The organism is Sandaracinaceae bacterium (assembly GCA_016706685.1).
Taxonomy (GTDB): domain Bacteria; phylum Myxococcota_A; class Polyangia; order Polyangiales; family Houyiibacteriaceae; genus JADJJE01.
Genome location: JADJJE010000023.1, coordinates 1 through 19,225 on the forward strand (window position 1 = coordinate 1; position 19,225 = coordinate 19,225).

Genomic DNA, 19,225 nt, shown 5'->3' on the forward strand with positions numbered 1-19,225 from the left:
TTCATCATTTCTACAAAAACAATGAGATGGATTCACTGTTTTGCTGATTCTACACTGGCTGCGTACTGACCACCACCTGTAAGGACTGCCCATGTACGCTCTCGCCAGTATCAACCCTCGCTGTTCATACGCAGTGCACGCTGCATTGGAAAAGATCGGCCAACCCTTTGCATTGCATAGGATCAACTTGCTGACCGACAGCGTGTTGCGCAGTTAGGATGTTATGTCAACTTTCCGTACAACAGCCTGAAAGCGTTCATGTTTCCTATGGGCCGTTGTAGCTCAGCTTCACCGGCGTGAGGAACAGGTCGGAGCCCACCAAGAGACGCACGTGCTCGTTGATCTGCATGCGCCGCTCGTAGCGGCCGTAGATCTGGCGGAAGCGACCGTCGAAGCCCAGCGAGCCAATGCTGAAGCGCGCCTGGATGGGGCCGAAGGTGACGGCCAGCTCCTGCTCGGTGTCGGCGTCCACCTGACGGTCTCAGATGAACTGGTGGTTGAAGAAGCGCGTGGTCAGGCTGGCGTTGCCGCGCGCCGCCGGGTCGTCACCGAACGAGTCCTCGATGTTCAGCGCCGAAGCGTCGTTTCGAGCCGTAGATCAGCAAGCGCAGGCGGTCGCGCGGGTTCGGACGCCACGTCGCGAAGAGCTGGTAGTCGTAGTAGACGGGCGCGGCCGTCACCCCCACGTCCTCGGGCACGATCGACTCGAAGACGAGGTCGATGAGGCTGCGGCGCGCGGCCACCGCGATCGCGAACCGCTCCGTGATGGGGCCCTCGGCGATGACCGACACGTCCAGGGCGCTCGACTCGAACACGCCGTGGAAGCCGTCGGTGGCCGGGTCGCGCAGGCTGACTTCCAGGATACCGCCGGTGCGGCGTCCGTAGCGCGAGGAGAAGTTGCCTGGGTAGAAGTCGATGCTCTCGAGCAGGCGCGAGTTGATGACGCTCTTCAGGCCGCCGAAGTGGTAGAGCAGCGGCACCGAGACGCCCTCGAAGAACACCTCGCTGTCGCCGGGGGGCCGAGCCGCGCACGATCAGCGTGCCGGCGCCGAAGGGCGGGCGCGCGACACCGGGCAGGATCTCGACGGCGCGCAGGGCGTCACCGGCGGTGCCCGGGATGGTGCGCAGCTGCTCACCGCGGATGGTGCGGCGCGTGATCTCGCGCGGCGGCGCATCCACCACGGCCACGGCGCCGAACTCCTCCTCTTCCACCGGAGCCGGCGGCGCGGGCAGGCGGTAGACCAGGTCGGTGCTCTCGCCCTCGGCGACGGCCTCCTGATAGGCGAGCGGCTCGTTGTCGCTCACCGTGACGCGCACGTCGTAGATGCCCGGAGGCAGCTGCTCGAAGGCGAAGTTGCCCTGCGCGTCGGTGGTCCCGCGGCGCACCACGGCTTCGTCGGCGCTGACGATGAGCACCGCTGCACCGCCGACGGGGGTGTCGTCGTGCGTACGGATGACACCGGTCATGGTGCCCAGCGGAGGGAGCTCCGGGGAGTCACCGCCCGTGGTCGGCGCACGGAAGCCATACGCATAGCGGATGCGCGCGACCATCGGCTCGAGGTTGCGGCGCGCGGGCTCGAAGAGGAACTGCTGGATGGCGGCCAGCGCCGCGGCGTCCAGCTCGGGCGACAGGCCTTCCAGCACGCGCGCCTCGCTGACGCTGCCGTCCACCCCGACGATCAGCTCGATCAGCACGGCCGGCTGCTCCAGCCCATCGAGCGCCCCTGCAGGCAGCTCGGCGTCCACGAAGCGCAGCACGCGGGGAGGCGTCAGCACGGGCGCCGGCGCCGCGGGAGCATCCGCTGGAGCAGGCTGCGCGAGCAGGGTGGGAGGCGCGATCAACGCGACTGAGAGAGACCCCGTCGTGGCGATCAAGCAGGCGAGCGCATGGGAGCGGTGGGCAAGCACCCGCGCAGGATAGACGTTGCCGCTCCGCCGACAAGTCGCGTGATGTGGGTATCGCCGGTGAGGGTCCGTGGGAGGGGACGCAGGCGCCTTGCGGGCTAGGACTGGCCCTCGGACTCGGCGCTACGGTTCCGGGTGACCGAGCGACACGCACGGGCCGGCGACGTGCTCCTGCCACCATGCGCGCTCGTCGGGGCGGTGGGTGACGAGGAGCACGGTGCTCGCGGTCTGCGCGCACAGCGAGCCGACCAGGTCGAGGACGTGGGCGCGGTTGTCGGCGTCGAGGCCGGCGGTGGGCTCGTCCAGCACCACCAGCGGCGGCACCTTGATCGCGGCGCGCGCGACCAGGACCAAGCGCTGAGCGCCGTACGACAGCTCGCGGAAGGCGTCTTCGGGGTTCAAGTCGAGGTCCAGCCAGCGGAGCCAGCGGCGGGCGCGCGTGCGGGCGCGTGGACCGGGGGCTTCGTAGAGGCCGATGCTGTCGAACAGTCCGCTGATCAGGACGGTCTCGACGCTGGCGCTCACGCGGTAGTCGCGGTGCAGGCGGCCGCTCACGAGGCCCACGTTGCGCTTGATGTCCCAGACGCTCTCGCCCGTGCCGCGGCGCTGGCCGAACAAGGTGAGGTCGTTGGCGTAGGCCTGGGGGTGATCGCCCGTGAACAACTCGAGCAGGCTGGACTTGCCGGACCCATTGGGGCCCTCCACCAGCGTGTGTTCGCCGGCGCGCACGGTCATGTTCAGGCCCTCGAAGACCACCTGTTCGCCGTAGGCGACGCGGCCGTCGCGCAGCACGATCAGTGGCGTGCCTGCCGCGAAGGTCCGATCGGCGTCGTGCCAGGGGCCGTCCTCCGTGGGCGGCGCAGGGCGCTGCTCGCTCTCGGTCGCGGCGCGCGCCAGCCATGTCGCCGCGTCGCCGCGAAAGGCGATGCTTCCGTCGGCGCCGAGCAAGGCGACCTCGCGCAGCAGCGAGAGAGGCAGGAGGCGCGCGGTGTCCGCATGATGCGGCGCGAACGTGCCAGCGATCACCACGGGGGTCTGCGCAGCCACGTGCTCGAGCGCGTGTCGGAGTTCGTTGCAGGCCGCGACGTCGAGGCCCTCGAAGGGTTCGTCCAGCACGAGCACGCTGGGCGCGCTCAGCAGCGCACGCAGCAAGAGCACCTTGCGCGACTCACCCGTGGACAGCTGCCGGTACCCGCGCTCCAGCAGAGCGTCCAAGCGGAAGGCATGGCTCAAGGGGTGCCCCATGCCTTCGCTTCCCAGCAGCGCGCCCACCGTGCGGCCGCGATCCGCGCCACCGAGGAAGTTGCTCTCGTCGTCGGCCAGCTCGCGCTCGTAGAACGCTTGCTGGGTCTCGGCCGACAGCAGCTGTGCGCCGGGGTGGGTGTCCACCAGGCGCTGGGCCTCGCGGGACTTCCCGCTGCCGTTGGGGCCGGTCACCAGATACAAGCCAGGGAGCATCGGGCGAGTTCAGCCGCCTCGTGCGTAGTTGTCCACCAGCCGGAGACCTGCGGCGACGCCGGGCGCGACGTTCTCCACGTAAATGGGCACTTGCACTGCCCAGGAGAGGCGCACTCCGGTGAACAACAGGGCATGCAAGAAGCTCTGAGTGCAGACCTTCATGCCACGGAAGTCCAGCGCCACGGGCTCGCGTCGTACCAAGTGGCCTTCGATCGTAGCGGCGAGCCGAGCCGCTCCGCTGATGTCCTCGGCAACGGGGTGGACGACGAAGCTACTGACTCCTTCAGGCGGCTTCTCGAACCTCATCCACGGCGCGAGATCGCGTGACGGGGCGCGCTCTCGGGCCTTGCTAGCGATGACCTCGATGAGCCCAGCGTGATCGTGGACCTCACCGAGCGGAATCTCGAACGCGACGAGGGTCCCTGGAAAGCCACTGCCGGTGGGAGCCACTTCTTCGATGTGCGCTCCCGCATAGCCGTCTTCGTGACCTCGAAGACTCAGAGCCGCACCGCGGCTGGCGAGCAGCAAGCGGCCCTGGGTGAGCTTGGTCATTTCGGAGATGAAGAAGAGTCCCATGCCGGCGTTGTACGCAGATCCGGTCCTCCCCTTGGTGAAAGTGCCCGAGATATGAGGCCGCAATGCAAAGACGAGTGCGGCCGACGGCGACTCGAGCTCTGGGTGGCTCGCTCGCAACGCTTCCAGGACCCCGACGCCAGCGTCAGCGACGGCCACCTGTATGACCGCGCGTGGGTAACCTGCATAACCCGCCTTCATGAGCTGCGCCGCGACGACTCCGCCCTTGGGGTCACGCGAGTGCTGCACGGCGTTCCGCATCAACTCCACCAACACGTAGAGCAGCGTGCTCCGCGTCTCGTCTTCCTCTGACGCAGGCAGCATCAGGTCGACGATGCGTCGGGCAACTCGCTCTACCTCCTGGATATCGCGGATCCGCTGCAGCTTGATGGTCCGCCCGGCCTCGCCGAGGGTTGTCGATGGCAGTCCTGCGACGACGTCCTCGAATCCGACTGCAGATGCGAAGCGTCCTGCTTCACTTGTTCGCGAGTTGGCGACCTCCAGCGCCGGCTCGCCGTTGCGCCGCGCCAAGGCTGCGAGTCCCGCGAGTGCCCACATCTCCACCGTGCCGATATCGTCCAGGCTCAGATGCTGCGGGACGTGATCGTCACGAAAGAGCCGAAGGAACGACGCTGGTGCCCGGAGTTGGTAGCGGGGAAGCTGGGTCACCGAAGGGGTATATCGTGCCATGGGAACGCGCGCTATCGCGGGTACAGTGATCAACATGACCTACCGCGATGAACTAGCCGCCGCGCACGCGCGCATCGAGGCGCTGGAGCAGCAGCTCGCGTCCACGGACTCGGTGCGGGAGACGCATGCCACGCAGGTGCGCGCCGAGGCCGCGCGTGAGCACGGCGAAGAGCTCCGCACGTTGAGAGCACAGCTCGCCACACTGGAGCAAGCGCTCCGCGAGCAGCAGGAGGTGGTCGCTGCACAGCGCGATCAGAGCAACGCGGCACGACTCACCGCGGAATCCAACATGGAGAGTCAGCGCGCCGTCCAGGCGGCCGAGGGCGAGAGAGCCAAGGCCCTGCTCGAAGCCACCGAGCAGGCGGGCGAGGTCCGGCTCAGCGTCGCGATTCAGGAGCGTCAGCAAGCCGAGGACGAGCTGGTCGAGCTTGCCGGGCTCACCCGTGCTGCCGGCCTGCGCGTCTACCGAGAGCGCCTGGTGGCAGTCACCAAGGAGCGCGCGCAGCTGGCCGCCGAGCGGGAGGCACCCGCCGAGCTCCGCGCCGACGCCACGACCGAGGAGCAGGTGCGCTTCGCCATGGCTCAACGCGCGGTGGAGATGAAGCAGCGCGTGGACGAGAAGCTGGCCGAGCGCGAGGCGCGCCTCGCTCGCATTTGCGCTGCCCTCGAACGAACACTGCAGGAGTAGAGCGCGCGACTCTGATGCGGCTCGCCGACGCAGGCGGGGCCGCCGCGGGAGTAGCCGTCCCTATGCGGTACGCGCCGCGCGCCGTCGATACAGCTTGATGCGACGCGCACGCTCGATGCGCGTGGTGGCGCTCAGCCGATGGCGGTGCCCCTCGAGCAGATCACTGCGCGTCACGATACCCAGCAGCTTGCCGCCTTCGATCACGGGCAAGCGACCGATGCCTTCACTGAGCATGACGTTCGCCGCGTCCCGCAGGCTGGCAGACGGCTCGATGGACACCACCGGCCGGCTCAACAGCACCTCGAGCCTGCCGGAGTCGAGGGCCCACGCGAAGATGTCGCGCTGCGTGAGCACACCCAGCACGTGACCCGTCTCGTCCACCACCGGGAACCCATGATGCTCGGTGGCGGGCACGCCCGAGCGCAGCCAGTTGCGCACGGTCACCACGCTCTGGCTGGCCTTCAGCGTGTCCACGTCGCGCAGGCCCACGTCGCGCACCAGCACCTGCTCCAAGTAGTCGGCGGCGTACTCCGACGGGATGGGTCGCCCGCGCCGCGCGATCTTCTCCGTCATGATCGAGTTCTTCATGAGCGTGCACGAGAGCAGGTAGGCCGCGCCGCAGCCGCCCAGCAGCGGCAACAGGCCCATGGGCTGCCGCGTGGCCTCGAACGCGAACACCACCGACGCGAGGGGCGCCCGCGAAGCACCCGCGAACAGGGCCGCCATGCCGACCAGCGCGCCCACGCGCACGTCCATGCCCGCCGAGGGGAGCAGCCACGCCAAGCCCGCCGCGGTGGCTGCACCGAGACCGCCGCCGATGGTGAAGAGCGGCGCCAGCGTGCCGCCCGAGGTGCCGCTGCCCAACGAGAACAGCCACGACACGAGCTTGCATCCGCACAGCACCGCGAGGGCCGTGCCGGCGAGGTCGCCCGACACCATCTGCTCGATGTTGTCGTAGCCCACGCCCATGGTGCGCGGCGCGAAGTAGCCGATGACGCCCACGGGGATGGCGCCCAGCGCGGGCCACCACATCCAGTGGATGGGCAGGCGCGCGAAGCCATCTTCCACGGCGTACACCGCCTTGGTGATCAGCACGGCCGCGATGCCCGCCACCGCACCCACCATTACGTAGCCCGCGAGTGCCGAAGGGGACGGCGCCTGCAGCTCGCGCACCACGAACGCGGGGGCGGTGCCCTCGAAGGCGATGCGCATCCCCGCGGCGCTGACGCTGGCCAAGATCACCGGGATGAGCGAGCGCGGTCGGTACTCGAACAGCAACAGCTCGATGGCCAGCAGCACCGCGGACACGGGCGCGCCGAAGGTGGCCGACATGCCCGCCGCCGCGCCGGCCGCCAGCAGCGTCTTGCGCTCGTCGGCGGAGATCTTGGCGTACTGCCCGACCAGCGAACCGAGCGCGCCGCCCGTGGCGATGATGGGCCCCTCGGCGCCGAAGGGCCCGCCGGTGCCGATGGAGATCACGGCGGAGAGCGGCTTGAGCAGCAGCACGCGTGCAGGGATCTTGCTCTGGTTGAAGAGCACCTGCTCCATGGCCTCGGGGATGCCGTGGCCGCGGATGGCGGCCGAGCCGTAGCGGGCCATCACGCCCACGATCAGCGCTCCCACCACGGGGACCAACACCACCGCCCAGCCGAGCGCGTTGCCGGCCGGCGAGCGGTCCACGAACGACAGCTCGCCGTAGAAGGCGAGGTTGGTGATCAGCGCGATGCTGGCCCCGAGCAGGTGGGCCACCCCCGCGGCCACGATGCCAATCAGGATCGCAGCACCCGAGAGACCCACCACGCGCCGGCCCACGGGGCCCCGACCATGGGCAGCGCCGATGAAGCGCAGCAGCGGGCCCATCGACGGGGCAACGGGCAGGCCGGAGCGCTCAGCCAGCTTTGGCACGCGCCCTCCCTCGCGCCTTGGGCGTCTCCTCGGGCGCACCCTCGAAGAACAGCGGGGCATCGGCCTGATCGAGCGGCGCAGCCTCGAGAGGAGCGGCTTCCAGCAGCGCGGCCAAGCCGAGGTGCAGCTGCTTGCGCTGCCACTGCGGCATCTCCTCGAGCGCCGAGAACAACTTGTGTTGATACGGTTCGGGGGCGCGGCCCAGCAGCGCCTGCCCAGCCGGGGTCACGCTCAGCACGCTCTTGCGTCGGTCCGCGGGATCCTGGCCACGGGTGACCAAGCCCTTCTCCTGGAGCTTGCCCACCACGACCGACGCGGAGCTCGGGTCGGTCAGCGTGCGCTCGGAGAGCCGCCGGATGGAGAGGTTGGGCTCGGCGGCGATCTCACCGAGGACGAACAGCTGCGCGCCGGTCAGCCCCAGCTCGCGCTCCACCGAGTGCGCCGTCACGCGCAGGCCGTGCACCAGCTGGCGCAGCGCCTGCACGATCGCGTGCGTCTCCTCGGGTTTGCTGGAATCCATGGGACTCCATGTAATTAGTTCCGCTCGTTGTCCAGCAGACAGCTTTCGGAGGGGCAGGTGTCCACGACCATGCCACCGGGCCGCGCGAACTGCTCGATCTGGTCGAGCACCGGTGTCTGGAAGCGCAGGTCCGCATGCGCGCTGTTGTCGCTGGCGAGCTGCACGCTGCCCAGCGGGAGCGGCTGCACGTCGTCCAGCCGGTAGATCACGAAGGCGCTCGGCACGCTGTTCTCCGTGATCGGCGTGACGTTCCACGGGATGTAGACGCTCGAGTCGAGGGCACCGAGGCGCATGTCGCGCGCGGCCATGTCGGACGCGGCGTTCGAGACCTCGGTGTCGTAGCGCGAGATCTGGAACAGCACGCGCCGGTTGCTGATGTCCACGCCCGGCAGCGCGTCGCGCAGGATGTGGCTCACGTACGCATCGGGCTCGGCCAGCGACCAGATCGGCTGCGACGACACCACCAGCCAGTCGCGGTCCAGCTTGCGTCGGTAGGAGAAGCTCATGAGCACGTCGTACTGCACGAAGTCGAGGCTGCGCCGCACCAGCGTGGAGTAGTTCACGGCGCCCACCTGCAGCACGTACGCGTCGATGGTGTCGGAGAGCGCGGCCAGCGTGCCGCCCATGATGCCGCCCTGGCTGATGCCGTAGTAGTAGCGCGGGTCCGCATCGAGCACTGGCTGCATCACGTCGTCCACTTCGACCTGCAGCTCGGGTAGCGTGGCGCAGGGGCCGCCCGGCGCGAACGCCTTCATGAGCACCAGCGAGTTGATGGTGCCCTGCATCAGCCGCTCACCCATCGCGTCGAAGTTGCCGAAGTCGGTGAGCACGCCGCTCAGCAGGAAGCTCAGGTCGCCCTCGCTCAAGCCCCAGTAGTCGGTGCCGAAGCCCACCATCTTGCTGCGCTCGAGGAGGACGCGGACCCCGCCGCTCGAGGTCTGGCTACCCGCCCCCAACAGGCCGTGCCCGTGCATGATGCCGCGCGCCGGTCCGTCGCCGGCCAGCACCTGGTCGCGCACGCTCGGCGGGATGGCCACCTCGAACGGAGCCTGCGCCGTGCCGTTGTAGGTGATCTCGCCGCTCGCGTTGCGATGCGCGCGCACCCCCGCCTCCGCCGTCTCCATGTAGAGCGGCACCGTGAACGTGCCCCGCACGCGTCGGTACAAGGTGTCGTTCACGTTCTCGTCCACGCTCGTGACCGTGCAGGTCCCGAGGTCGTCGGTCCCGGCCGCCCAGCGCGTCTTGGTGTCGTCCCACATGCCCAGCAGCTCGCCGCGAATGGATTGGCCGCTGCCCGTGTGGAAGTCCCAGGCCAGCAACAGCTCACCGCGAGGCACACCGGCCGTGTCCAGCAGCTCGAAGACGTCCTCCATGCTGGCGCGTCGGTCTTCGATGTCCGCCACGCTGGTGGTCTCCTGATCGCGCAGCACGCGGAAGTACTCGCTGGGGGCCACGAGCGAGCCGTCCATCAGACGCAGGCCCGCGCGGATGGCCGCCACGTAGCGATGGTTCTCTTGCAGGCGCGTCGCCGGCCGCATGTAGAACGTGGTGGTGTTGGGGTCCTGGGCGTTCCACTTGTCGATCTCGGCGAAGTGCGCGACCAGCTCACCGGTCGTCGCGTCCAAGAGCAGCGTCTGCGAGCTGGCCACCAGCGTGTCCATGATGTGCAGCTCGTCCGCCAGGTTCTCGTCGTCCAGCTTGCCGGCGAAGCCCGTCATCAACGTGGTGCTGGGGCTGAAGCCATCGAAGCGCTCCCACGTGCTGGTGCGCGTGATGATGCGGCCGCGTCCGTCGCGCGGCATGTGTTCCTCGGGGAGGTCCACGCGGAAGCCCGTCTCCGTGCTGCTGTCCGCGGTGAGGAAGCGGCTCGACGGCCACGGCAGCATGCAGTGCAGCGGCTCGAGGTTCTCGCAGCCCTCCGTGACGGGGATCTCTGGCCCCGCGTCCACCGGGCCGTTGTCGTCGGGTCCGCCATCCACGGGGACGTCCACGTGACCGTCGCCGCACGCGCTGAACAGCGCGGGGAGCAAGAGCAGGGAGAGCGGGAAGGGCTTGATTCGAGTGGGCATGGGTCTCGCGTTCATGGAGTGAGCCGCGCGGGCTCGACGATGGTGACGGGCGCGCCGTCCCAGGCGGAGTCGAGGAAGCCGAACCAGGCATCGGCGCCCGTCGGGTTGTCGGCGATGTCGGCGTGCGTGGCGGGAGCGCGGCCAGCGCCCTCTTCCATCCACTCCACCTGCACGGCGCCGGCGACGTGCGCGCCGCTCATGCTGCTCACGGAGGCGATGCCCAGATCGGGGCGCAGCACGTCGCCCACGATCGGGATGTCCAGCGCCCGGATCAGCGTGAACTGCGAGGAGTTCGGCACCACCGAGTCACGCACCACCATGCCCAGCACGATGTCGGGCACGTCGCCGCGCAGGCGGTCGCCCATCACGTGCGGTGCCCAGCTGGCGCCATCCCCGCGGTCCATGGCGGTCTGGAACATCTCGGCCACCAGCAGCGTCAGGCGCGCGTCGCGGCCCTGTCCCGGCAGGAAGATCTCGAGCGCTCCCTGGATGATGCTCTCGTCGTTGACCACCACGTCGGAGAGGCGGCCGCCGGGGACCACCAGCGCGGTGGCGCTGAAGGCGTCGGACTGCGACAGCAGCTGCGGAGCCATGATGCCGCCCAGCGACACGCTGACCGACAGCGTGTTGCGCAGTTAGAATGTTATGTAAACTTTCCGTACAACAGCTTGAAAGTGTTCATGTTTCCTATGGGCAACACGTGCTCGACTGCGAAGCGCACGCGGTCCCCCTCGAGCTGCACGCGCATCCCGTCGGCCACGAAGCGCACGCCCTCCCCGTCCACGTCGACCAGGTCCCGCTGACCGTAGCTGAATAGCGCACGCACCTGCCAGGGGGCGTCCGAGTTGGGCGGCACGCTGACCGGTGGCGTGCCGGCTCCACGTGGGCCTCCTCCACCACAGCTACCACCGACGACACTGAACAAGGCCACCGCAAGCCCCGTGCGGAGAGAATGGAACACCGTCATGCCAGGAGGCTCTCACACTTCAGCGCCGGTGACGCACGGGGGCTGGCTTCGACGCGTCGCTCTGACGCGCTGTCGGTGGTGCGGAGTCGCTTGCCGCGCGTCATCTCCGCCCGTAGCATCGAAGCATGACGTCGACTGCCGAGCGTCGCGCAACCTACGAAGAACTTCGCGCGCTGCCCGAGAACGTGACGGGCGAGATCATCGCCGGCGAGCTGTACACGCAGCCGCGTCCCACGGGGCCACACACGTTCGTGGCATCCGGTCTCGGCATGGATCTGGGCTCTCCTTTCGACCGCGGTCGCGGTGGCCCCGGAGGTTGGATTTTCGCTGTCGAGCCCGAGCTTCACCTTCATGGCGATGTGCTCGTGCCCGACCTGGCCGCCTGGCGCGTGGAGCGCCTCCCGCCTGAAGCGCGCGTGGGCGCCAGCTTCAGCGTGGTCCCCGACTGGGTGGCTGAAGTGGCATCGCCCTCGACCACGCAACGCGACCGACTGATCAAGGTGCCCGTGTACGCCTCACACGGTGTTGCACACCTCTGGCTGGTCGAGCCGGTCGAGGGTCGCGTGGAAGCCTACGAGCTGAACGCAGGCCGCTGGGTATGGCTGGGCACCTGGGCCGAGGAGCGTGCTGCCGCGATTCCACCGTTCGATGCGGTGCCGCTCGACCTCATCCGGCTGTGGGAGAGTACGGGCCTGCGGGGCTAGCGCCTGCGATCGCGGTATGCGGTGCTCAGCGCGTCGACCGGTTCGACGCGGTGCGGACCGGAGTGGACTCGACGGATGGTTCGATGCATCTACGGATATTGATGATGGCATCCGCGCCCATAGGTAGCATGAATGATTGGCATGGAGCGTTCGAAAAGCTTACGGTGGTTATCGGGACCAGCGAAGCCACCGCCATCGCCCTCGGTCGGGACGACCTCGAAGTCCTCCCGCTCCACGATGTGAAGGAGGTCAGGTACCTGGGCTTTCAACACGCTAACGATGCGTGGACGTCGACCAACGGCGCGACCTACCTGGGCGTGTGGCGCGACGACCCCTTGCTTTGTCATCGCGGTGGGGCCTGGTCCATCGTCGACCTTGGCCTGCCGCCGACGCGGGGTCATTCGCGCATCGTCCGCGTGGTTGGTTTCTCCGGCCCCGAGCCCGCCGACGACGAGACTTCTCAAAGAGTCCCTGGCAACGCGTCCATCGGCCCCCAGCGTCGTAGGCACTCGTTCGTGACGAGGACATCGAGCGGAGGGATGGCGTTGGCTTGAGTGATGCGGTCGGCGATGAAGGTGGTGGGGCTGATGCCGAGCTTGCGCAGTGTGCCGACGGTGGACTGCATGGTGTCCCACGCCTGGAGCCCCTGCTCGGAGCGCGGTCCGAAGCTGATGTCGCGCTTGCGCACGCGGGCCTTGGCGCCTCGCTCCTGACCGTTGTTCTCGGGCGGCACGAACGGGTGCCGGAGCACGGTGAGGAGGTTGTCCTTGTGCGACACGGTCGTCATCACCTGTCGGCGCACGTCGGCGTCACCGCATCGCTCGGGGTCGAAGACGCGATCGAAGTTGGCAGCAATGGCGGCTGCTTCGATGGGCTCGGGGGCTTCTCGGAAGGCCTTGATCCGGCTGTACAGCGCCCACCCCTCGGTGAGCACACGCACGCTGTCCGTGCCCTCCGCGAGCAGGCTGAAGGGGCGGAGCATGTGGATCCAACACAGCTGCAGCACCGCAAGGACCCCGTGGTAGTTCGTTCCGCCATCGGCCAGCATCACCAGCGGCAGGAACCGCAGCATCGAGCGAAGCCACTCGGACGCCGTGGCCTCGCGCATGTGACGGAGCGTCTCGGAGCTCGCCCCCAGCATGGCGCGCCGCAGGAAGCCGTCCATCTCGGCAGCGTCGAGACCCTCGGTGCGCAGCTTCGTGGCCAGCTCGGTGAGCGACTCGTCCGCCCACGCGAGCACCGGCTCATCGGCGTGGACACGACGCAGCACCTCCCGGGCGGCGACGCCGAGGTCGGGGTGCGCCAGCGCGTGCTCGCCAACGCAGTGGCCCACGGGCGCGCCGGCCAGCACGCCATACACGGTGACGCGGTCCTTGTGCTCCGTGGTCGTCAGCGTCGTGAAGGCTTCGTTGCCCACGATGTGGCAGACCCGCGGGTCGCCGTCGCACGTCGAGTGCGTGCCGTCGATGCCGACGACGGGCGAGTTCTGCATGCCCGCGCGGTGGGCGGCGAGCTGCTCGTCGCGCAACATGTCGGCGGTCATCAGGAGGATGCGATTGATCTGCCCGGCCGAGACCTTCACGCCGTGGTCGGCGAGGAGCTCGCGGATCTTGGTCTCCGTCATCCCGCCGACGCTCAGCGAGTTGATCACGATGTGCAGCTCCGGCGTGAACTCGCCCTTCCAACCAGGTGGGAGCTTCGCGACGACGCGCCCCACCGTCGGGGAGATGTACTCACGGAGCCGCACCCTCACGTTGTGCCGGACCAAGCGCACGCCATAGAACATGCGGTTGACGTAGCCGTTCGGCTTCGCGTCGGCCGGCAGCTCCCCTGCGGGCACGTTGATGAACTGCGTCTCGTCGACCTCGCACGCCGGTCGCTTGCTGCGCTTGCCGCGTCCCCGCAGCTTCGGCTCCGCCGCGGCCCGCGCCGCCTTCCGGCGAGCCTTGCCCTGCCGTTGCTTCTCCGCCTTCTCGCGCAGCGACGAAGGCGTCGGTCCGCCACCCGAGCCGCCCGACGTACCACCCCCGCCCTTGGCCTCGAGGCGCTTCCGGAGAGCCCGGTTCTCTTCGATCAGCCGAGCCACCTGCTCGCTCAGCGCGGACAACGCTGCCATCAGCTCCGCGTTCCGCTGTTCGAGCTCTGCTATCCGCTGCTGCGCCTCGTGCGACACCCATACCTTAGATCACAGCCTGTCGCTCATGTCGATCCCCTACGCCGCTGCCGACGCCCTCACGCGGCGCCAGCGGCCGCCAGGGACCTTTTGAGAAGTCTCCCGACGACGAGCTGTTCTGTCTCGCGTTTCCATACGACCTTGGCGCAACAGCGACGGCGACACTGCTGCCTGGAGCTCGATGACCACGTCGGGGCGGCCCAGTCGATTCAAGTTGACACCGGCGCGCGACTCGCTGAACTATTTCGTCCATGGTGCTGGTGGCAGTCGATGTGCGGGTCAGGGTGGTTCTCGTAGCACTGGTGTTCGTGGCGGGGCTCGCCTGGACCCCCACGCTGCAAGCGCAAGCCGTGAGCCCAGCGACCGACAACGAAGAAGAGGCCCGAGCGCTCTTCATCGCGGGGCGGAGCGCGTTCGATCAGGGGCGGTTCGAGGAGGCGCTGAGCCACTTCAAGCGTTCCTACGAGCTCAGCGGTCGACCTGAGCTGCTCTACAACATCGGCACCGCAGCCGACCGCGTCGGCCGACTCGAGGAGGCGATCACCGCCTTCCGTTCCTATCTCGAGGGCAGCCCCGATTCCCCCAGGCGGCCCCAAATCGAGGCTCGGTTGGAGGTGTTGGATCAGCAGCTCGCCAACCAACGCGCGCTCGAACAGCGAGCGGGCGTCGCGCCCTCGCCCGAGGATGCCGCACGCGCCGCGATGGGCAGGCCCGCGGGACCGGCCGGCGCGGACCTCTCCGATACCGACGAGAGTGGACGATCGAGGGGCCTCACGATCGGTCTGGTGAGCGCGAGCGTCGTCGTCGTCGCCGTCGTCGTCGTCCTGAGCGTCGTGCTCACCGGCCGCGAGTCGCAGCCCAACTACACGGTGCGTGGTGACAGCGGCAACGTGATCTTGACGCTGCGAGGGGCACCATGAAGCGAGTCCTCGTGACGCTCGCCGTAGCGGCTCTGGGCTACTCTGGCTGCACGTCGACGCCAACCGCGTCGCAGGTCGTCGTGTTCGTCTACGCCGACCCGGGGGTGCTCGCCCGCGCTACCAGGCTGCGTGTCCAGGTGTTCGGCGGAACGCGCCAAGGCGGCAGCCTCGTGCCGGACGAGCTCGTCGAGCAAGAGGACTACGACCCCACCGTGCGACGGCAGCTTGTGCTCGCCCCGGCCGGGAACGACCCCGACCGCTTGTTTCGCGTGGTGGCGCACGGCATCGAAGTGGTCGGCGGGGCCGAGGTGTCGTTCGTCACCACCAGCGTGGTCAGCGGCTATGTGGCCGAGGAGACGCGTGTCATCGAGCTGCGCCTCTGGGACACCTGTGTCTCCGTCACGTGTGCCAACGCGGACCAGGGCTGCGTGGACGCCGTATGCGGTAGCAACTACAAGCCGCCCGGCTCGCTCGAAGGTTTCGAAGAGTGCGCGGAGGGCCTCGAGCGCTGCGCGGACGGGTGCGTCGACCTCGACGATGACGAAGACAACTGCGGAACGTGCGCCAACGCGTGCCAGGCCGGGACACGCGGCGCCGCGGCGTGCGAGGCCGGCGCGTGCACGCTGGTCTGTCCCCCGGGGTTCGCCACGTGCGACGGCGACCTGACCGATTGCCAGACCGACGTGACCACGGCGTCGAGCTGTGGTGCGTGCGGATTCACGTGCGGTGGCGCAACCCCGGTGTGCCTTGGGTCGGATGGCACCTACGGCTGTTCGGACTCCTGCGGCTCCCTGGCCCTGTGCGGCACCAGCTGCGCGGACACGGAGAGCAACGCCATCCACTGCGGGATGTGCGACAACGAGTGTCCCGTGGTGGACCACGGCGTGCCGACGTGTGCACTCGGGGCGTGTAGCTTCGCGTGCATGGAGGGCTTCGGCGACTGCGACGGTGACCCTGCGAACGGGTGCGAGACCGACCTCACGCGCACCGCAGCGAACTGCAGCGAGTGCGGGAACGTCTGCGCCACCACTGCCAACTCCAGCCCTCGCTGCACCAATTCGATGTGCTCGATTACGTGTGCGTCCGGCTACTCGAACTGCGACAACGACCCCGCCACGGGATGCGAGGTGCGGATCGAGCGCGACCCCGTCAACTGTGGCGTGTGTGGGTTCATCTGCCCGTCGCCTCCCACGAACGCGGCATCGCAGTGCTCCAACTTTTCATGCAGCTTCGTCTGCAACGCAGGCTTCGGCAACTGCGATGGCAACTGGGGCAACGGCTGCGAAGTCGACCTACGGAGCAACCACGACAACTGCTTCCAGTGTGGCAACAACTGCGGTCCGGCGAACTGCGTCGACGCCACGTGCACCTGCCCCGCCAACACGCTGGGGTGTGGGTCACCCATGGACTGCTGCGACAACGCGACCGAGTTCTGTAACGTCAATCAGGGCTTCGTCTGTCAGCCTCAGCCGTAGCGTCCATTGCACTGCGGGTGCGCCGTCCGACCGAACGCGCGGTCGCCCACCGAGCGCCCGGGACGAGGTCACGCGGTGTCGGTCGTGGGGAGCCTTCAGCTACCCACACCGCATGCAGTACTGCCGCTCGGGTCCGCACCGGTGCCCTCGGTGCTTGCTCCCCGAAGGCCTGATCCCTGCGCGTTCAGAACGCCTGGTTGTCCGCGGCGACGCCGCCCGCGCCAGCTTCCGGTCCGGTGCCGCCACCCGTCCCGGGGGTGCCCAGCGTGAACGTCACCGTCGCGGACGCGGGCGCCGCTCCAAAGTACGCGATGCCGAGCGAGTGACCGCCGCCGCCGCCGCCGCCCGTCCCACCGACGCCACCGGGGCCGCCCATGCCCCCGCCGCATGCGCCGTAGGGGGACGACCCGCCACCCGCGCCAGCGCCGCCCGGACCACCGTCCTGACCCGCGCCGCCGGCGCCGCCGTCGCCGCCGTCGCCAGTCTGGATGCTCACGTCGGTGAAGACGAGACTCGCATTCACGCTGATGATCCCGATGCTCGACCCGCCCGGCTGGCCGCCGGTGCCACCCACGCCCCCACAGCCGCCGGTGCCACCCGAGCCGCCGCTCGCACCACCGAAGGAGTTGACTGGGCACACTCCAAAGCTGCTGGCGCCGCCGCCCCCGCCGCTGACCGACAGCGTGTTGCGCAGTTAGGATGTTGAACGAAGCCGCTCCGCGGCAGGCCTGATGTCGCGCGGCTGAGGGACATCGCGACGTTCAGGGGCACGGCGGCTTCATCGGATCGACGCTGTGGATTGAGCCCGTCCATCGGGGACGTGGCCAAGCCATGGAGGCGAGCGATGGGCGAAGTACGAGACCGAATGGAGCAGGACCTGTTCCTGCGAGGCGTTGCCGCGAACACGCGGGAGACCTACCTGCGGTACGCAAAGCAGTTCGTGGCGTTCCACAGGCGCGACCCGCGGGCGCTGGACACGGAGGAGGTGCGCGCATGGGTGATGCACCTTCGACGAGCGGGCCGGGCGCCGAGGAGCATCAACGTGGCGCTCAGCGCGCTGCGCTTTCTCTTTGGGGTGACGTTGCGTCGCCCCGAAGTCATGCACTCGATCCGTCGCGTGGTGGAGCACGACAAGCAGCCCGCCATCCTCTCCGGGAGCGAAGTGCAGCGGCTGCTCGACGCCATCGAGCGCCCTCGCGACCGTGCCCTCGTCATGCTGCTCTACGGCTCGGGGCTGCGCATCTCCGAGGCGCTGTCGCTGACGACAGCCGACGTCGACTCGGGACGCGGTGTGCTGACGGTCCGCCACACCAAGGGGCGTCGTGACCGCATCGTGCCGCTGCCGGCCGTCACGCTCGAGGCGCTGCGAGAGTGGATGCGTCTGCGTCGCCACCGGAGCGAGGGTCTGTTTCCAGGTCGCAAAGGTCGCGCGTCGCTGACGCGCGAGGCGGTGCACGCCCTGCTGCGGCTCGCGGCCGCGCGCGCAGGTCTGACCAAGCGCGTCTATCCGCACCTGCTGCGTCACAGCTTCGCGACGCACTTGCTCGAGCTCGGCGCGGACATCCGCACGGTGCAGGTGCTGCTGGGGCACCGCTCCATCTTGAGCACCACCCGCTACACGCACTTGTCCGAAGCGCGCCGGCAGTCGCTCGTGAATCCATTGGCCGTGCTCGGGACGCCAGACGGGGCACGACTTGCGTAGGACGCCGAGGCGGCAGTCATGGCGCACGAGCACGGGTCTGTGGCCCGGCGCGAGCCTGGGCTGAGTGTGGGTGAGATCGCGCGCGCTCACGGAGAGCGCGTGCGCCAAGAGCACGCGCTGAGCCCGGAGCAGCACCAAGTGCTGCGGGCCATCGAGCGCTGTCGGACGGCGGCGCTCGGCGGGCATCTGCACAAGTGCCCCGGCTGCGACTACGAGCAGCCTCGCTACAACTCGTGCCGCAACCGACACTGCCCGGGGTGCCAGAGCCTGTCGCAGCTGCGGTGGCTCGAGGCGAGGCGCGAACGCATCCTCGACGTGGGCTACTTCCACGTGGTCTTCACCATCCCCGAGCCCCTGCGCGCGCTCTTCGCGCGCGAGCGCCGGGCCATGTACGGGCTCCTGATGGAGGCGGCGCGCCGCAGCCTGCTCACGATGGCGGCCGACCCGAAGCGACTCGGTGCGCTGCCCGCCATCACGCTGGTGTTGCACACGTGGACCCGCGAGCTGCTCTACCACCCTCACGTGCACGCCGTGGTCAGCGCCGGCGGCTACGACCTCGCCGGACAGCGGTGGGTCCCGGTGCGCCGCAACGGCCGGTACCTCTTCCCCGTGAGGGCTCTCGCCAAGCTCGTCCGAGGCATCGTGCGCGAAGCCGTCCTGCAGGCGCTCGACGCGGGCACGCTGGTGTTGCCGCCTCACGAGGTGGAGCCCGTGCGGCGCGCGCTCTTCGAGACGAGGTGGCACGTCTACGCGAAGGCGCCGTTCGCGGGAGCGCAGCAGGTGTTCGCGTACCTCGGGCGCTACACGCACCGCGTCGGCATCTCGAACGCGCGCCTCATCCGCTACGACGGCGAGGCCGTGACCTTCGCCACCAAGGACGGGAAGTCCTGCACCCTCCACGCGGTGGACTTCCTCGCTCGCCTCCTGCGCCACACCTTGCCCAGGGGCTTCCACAAGATCCGTCACGCCGGCCTCGTCTCCACCAGTCACGTCCGTTCTCTCACCCTCGCTCGCGCACAGGCCGCTCTCGGCAACACCACCGCTTCGGCACGCGTGGTGGAGCCCGGTGAGCGCGCGAGTCCACGCACCTGGGTCGAGCTCATGCTGGCCCTCAACGGACGCGACCCGTTGCAGTGTCCGCGCTGCGGCACGCCGCTCCTCGTGCTCCCCTTGCCGACCGAGGCGGGACCACAGAGGCTCGACTCGTCATGACCATCGCCCACGACATGCACGGGCATACGTCGCGCAGCGACTGTTCGTCGGCTGCGGTGGTGGCGCTCGTGCGTCCCGCAGTGGCATCTCGCTTTGCGCACGCGACAGGCCAGGCTGCGCGCGAGGATCTGACGTGCCGGCGTCCCCGCACGCAGACGCGTGCACGTCCAAGCCATGGAAAGAGCGACGGCGCCTCCGGGGGACTGCCGCGATTTGTGCATAGGCAAGTGCTCCCCTCTGGGTGATGCTCCGCGGCTCCGTTCA

At 68.9% G+C, this 19,225-nt stretch carries 17 protein-coding genes; 6 read left to right on the forward strand and 11 right to left on the reverse strand.

Features of this window, described 5'->3' with window-relative positions:
- Positions 1-265: 265 nt before the first annotated feature.
- The 4 genes from IPI43_24430 to IPI43_24445 form a co-directional block, all read right to left on the reverse strand.
- A complete protein-coding gene (locus tag IPI43_24430) occupies positions 266-472 on the reverse strand; it encodes a hypothetical protein (protein MBK7777232.1) in 207 nt (68 codons plus the stop codon).
- Between the two features lie 95 nt (positions 473-567).
- A complete protein-coding gene (locus IPI43_24435) occupies positions 568-1,776 on the reverse strand; it encodes a carboxypeptidase regulatory-like domain-containing protein (protein MBK7777233.1) in 1,209 nt (402 codons plus the stop codon).
- Between the two features lie 252 nt (positions 1,777-2,028).
- Entirely contained in the window at positions 2,029-3,363 is a 1,335-nt protein-coding gene (locus IPI43_24440; protein ID MBK7777234.1) for an ATP-binding cassette domain-containing protein, read from the reverse strand.
- 9 nt (positions 3,364-3,372) lie between these two features.
- A complete protein-coding gene (locus IPI43_24445; GenBank protein ID MBK7777235.1) occupies positions 3,373-4,605 on the reverse strand; it encodes a hypothetical protein in 1,233 nt (410 codons plus the stop codon).
- Between the two features lie 55 nt (positions 4,606-4,660).
- Here IPI43_24445 and IPI43_24450 point away from each other — a divergent pair, with 55 nt between their 5' ends.
- Positions 4,661-5,314: a hypothetical protein gene (locus IPI43_24450; GenBank protein MBK7777236.1), complete on the forward strand. Its 654-nt coding sequence runs from the start codon at positions 4,661-4,663 to the stop codon at positions 5,312-5,314.
- Positions 5,315-5,374: 60 nt separating this feature from the next.
- Here the strand turns inward: IPI43_24450 and IPI43_24455 are convergent, their stop codons facing one another.
- The 5 genes from IPI43_24455 to IPI43_24475 are packed head-to-tail and all read right to left on the reverse strand — an operon-like array spanning position 5,375 to position 10,775.
- Positions 5,375-7,174 (reverse strand): chloride channel protein, encoded by a 1,800-nt coding sequence (locus IPI43_24455; GenBank protein ID MBK7777237.1) that lies wholly within the window; start codon positions 7,172-7,174, stop codon positions 5,375-5,377.
- 28 nt (positions 7,175-7,202) lie between these two features.
- Positions 7,203-7,739 carry a winged helix-turn-helix transcriptional regulator gene (locus tag IPI43_24460; GenBank protein ID MBK7777238.1) on the reverse strand — a complete coding sequence of 179 codons (537 nt, stop codon included), beginning with the start codon at positions 7,737-7,739 and terminating at the stop codon, positions 7,203-7,205.
- 14 nt (positions 7,740-7,753) lie between these two features.
- Positions 7,754-9,808 (reverse strand): hypothetical protein, encoded by a 2,055-nt coding sequence (locus tag IPI43_24465; protein MBK7777239.1) that lies wholly within the window; start codon positions 9,806-9,808, stop codon positions 7,754-7,756.
- A gap of 11 nt (positions 9,809-9,819) precedes the next feature.
- On the reverse strand, positions 9,820-10,419 hold the full coding sequence (locus tag IPI43_24470; protein MBK7777240.1) for a hypothetical protein: 600 nt from the start codon (positions 10,417-10,419) through the stop codon (positions 9,820-9,822).
- 32 nt (positions 10,420-10,451) lie between these two features.
- Positions 10,452-10,775 carry a hypothetical protein gene (locus IPI43_24475; protein ID MBK7777241.1) on the reverse strand — a complete coding sequence of 108 codons (324 nt, stop codon included), beginning with the start codon at positions 10,773-10,775 and terminating at the stop codon, positions 10,452-10,454.
- A gap of 125 nt (positions 10,776-10,900) precedes the next feature.
- Here IPI43_24475 and IPI43_24480 point away from each other — a divergent pair, with 125 nt between their 5' ends.
- Positions 10,901-11,479 carry a Uma2 family endonuclease gene (locus IPI43_24480; GenBank protein MBK7777242.1) on the forward strand — a complete coding sequence of 193 codons (579 nt, stop codon included), beginning with the start codon at positions 10,901-10,903 and terminating at the stop codon, positions 11,477-11,479.
- A 460-nt stretch (positions 11,480-11,939) separates the two neighbouring features.
- Here IPI43_24480 and IPI43_24485 read toward each other — a convergent pair whose 3' ends face one another.
- On the reverse strand, positions 11,940-13,595 hold the full coding sequence (locus IPI43_24485) for a transposase (protein MBK7777243.1): 1,656 nt from the start codon (positions 13,593-13,595) through the stop codon (positions 11,940-11,942).
- 308 nt (positions 13,596-13,903) lie between these two features.
- Between IPI43_24485 and IPI43_24490 the strand changes: the two genes are divergently transcribed.
- Both IPI43_24490 and IPI43_24495 read left to right on the forward strand, forming a co-directional pair.
- Positions 13,904-14,572 carry a tetratricopeptide repeat protein gene (locus tag IPI43_24490; GenBank protein ID MBK7777244.1) on the forward strand — a complete coding sequence of 223 codons (669 nt, stop codon included), beginning with the start codon at positions 13,904-13,906 and terminating at the stop codon, positions 14,570-14,572.
- A complete protein-coding gene (locus tag IPI43_24495) occupies positions 14,569-16,047 on the forward strand; it encodes a hypothetical protein (protein MBK7777245.1) in 1,479 nt (492 codons plus the stop codon). Before IPI43_24490 ends, IPI43_24495 begins: the two co-directional genes overlap by 4 nt.
- A gap of 184 nt (positions 16,048-16,231) precedes the next feature.
- On the opposite strand, the gene IPI43_24500 is transcribed toward IPI43_24495, so the two are convergent.
- Positions 16,232-16,570, reverse strand: a complete 339-nt coding sequence (locus tag IPI43_24500; protein ID MBK7777246.1) for a hypothetical protein — start codon at positions 16,568-16,570, stop codon at positions 16,232-16,234.
- Positions 16,571-16,891: 321 nt separating this feature from the next.
- Here IPI43_24500 and IPI43_24505 point away from each other — a divergent pair, with 321 nt between their 5' ends.
- Both IPI43_24505 and IPI43_24510 read left to right on the forward strand, forming a co-directional pair.
- Positions 16,892-17,749: a tyrosine-type recombinase/integrase gene (locus IPI43_24505; GenBank protein ID MBK7777247.1), complete on the forward strand. Its 858-nt coding sequence runs from the start codon at positions 16,892-16,894 to the stop codon at positions 17,747-17,749.
- A 99-nt stretch (positions 17,750-17,848) separates the two neighbouring features.
- On the forward strand, positions 17,849-18,961 hold the full coding sequence (locus IPI43_24510) for a transposase (GenBank protein ID MBK7777248.1): 1,113 nt from the start codon (positions 17,849-17,851) through the stop codon (positions 18,959-18,961).
- The last annotated feature ends 264 nt before the right edge of the window (positions 18,962-19,225 follow it).

What these genes read in the sequence shown, in the direction of transcription:
- IPI43_24460 (MBK7777238.1), bottom strand. Translation starts at nt 7,739, where the DNA reads ATGGATTCCAGCAAACCCGAGGAGACGCACGCGATCGTGCAGGCGCTG.
- IPI43_24485 (MBK7777243.1), bottom strand. Translation starts at nt 13,595, where the DNA reads ATGGCAGCGTTGTCCGCGCTGAGCGAGCAGGTGGCTCGGCTGATCGAA.
- IPI43_24475 (MBK7777241.1), bottom strand. Translation starts at nt 10,775, where the DNA reads ATGACGGTGTTCCATTCTCTCCGCACGGGGCTTGCGGTGGCCTTGTTC.
- IPI43_24505 (MBK7777247.1), top strand. Translation starts at nt 16,892, where the DNA reads ATGGGCGAAGTACGAGACCGAATGGAGCAGGACCTGTTCCTGCGAGGC.
- IPI43_24440 (MBK7777234.1), bottom strand. Translation starts at nt 3,363, where the DNA reads ATGCTCCCTGGCTTGTATCTGGTGACCGGCCCCAACGGCAGCGGGAAG.
- IPI43_24465 (MBK7777239.1), bottom strand. Translation starts at nt 9,808, where the DNA reads ATGCCCACTCGAATCAAGCCCTTCCCGCTCTCCCTGCTCTTGCTCCCC.
- IPI43_24495 (MBK7777245.1), top strand. Translation starts at nt 14,569, where the DNA reads ATGAAGCGAGTCCTCGTGACGCTCGCCGTAGCGGCTCTGGGCTACTCT.
- IPI43_24450 (MBK7777236.1), top strand. Translation starts at nt 4,661, where the DNA reads ATGACCTACCGCGATGAACTAGCCGCCGCGCACGCGCGCATCGAGGCG.
- IPI43_24490 (MBK7777244.1), top strand. Translation starts at nt 13,904, where the DNA reads ATGGTGCTGGTGGCAGTCGATGTGCGGGTCAGGGTGGTTCTCGTAGCA.
- IPI43_24480 (MBK7777242.1), top strand. Translation starts at nt 10,901, where the DNA reads ATGACGTCGACTGCCGAGCGTCGCGCAACCTACGAAGAACTTCGCGCG.
- IPI43_24455 (MBK7777237.1), bottom strand. Translation starts at nt 7,174, where the DNA reads ATGGGCCCGCTGCTGCGCTTCATCGGCGCTGCCCATGGTCGGGGCCCC.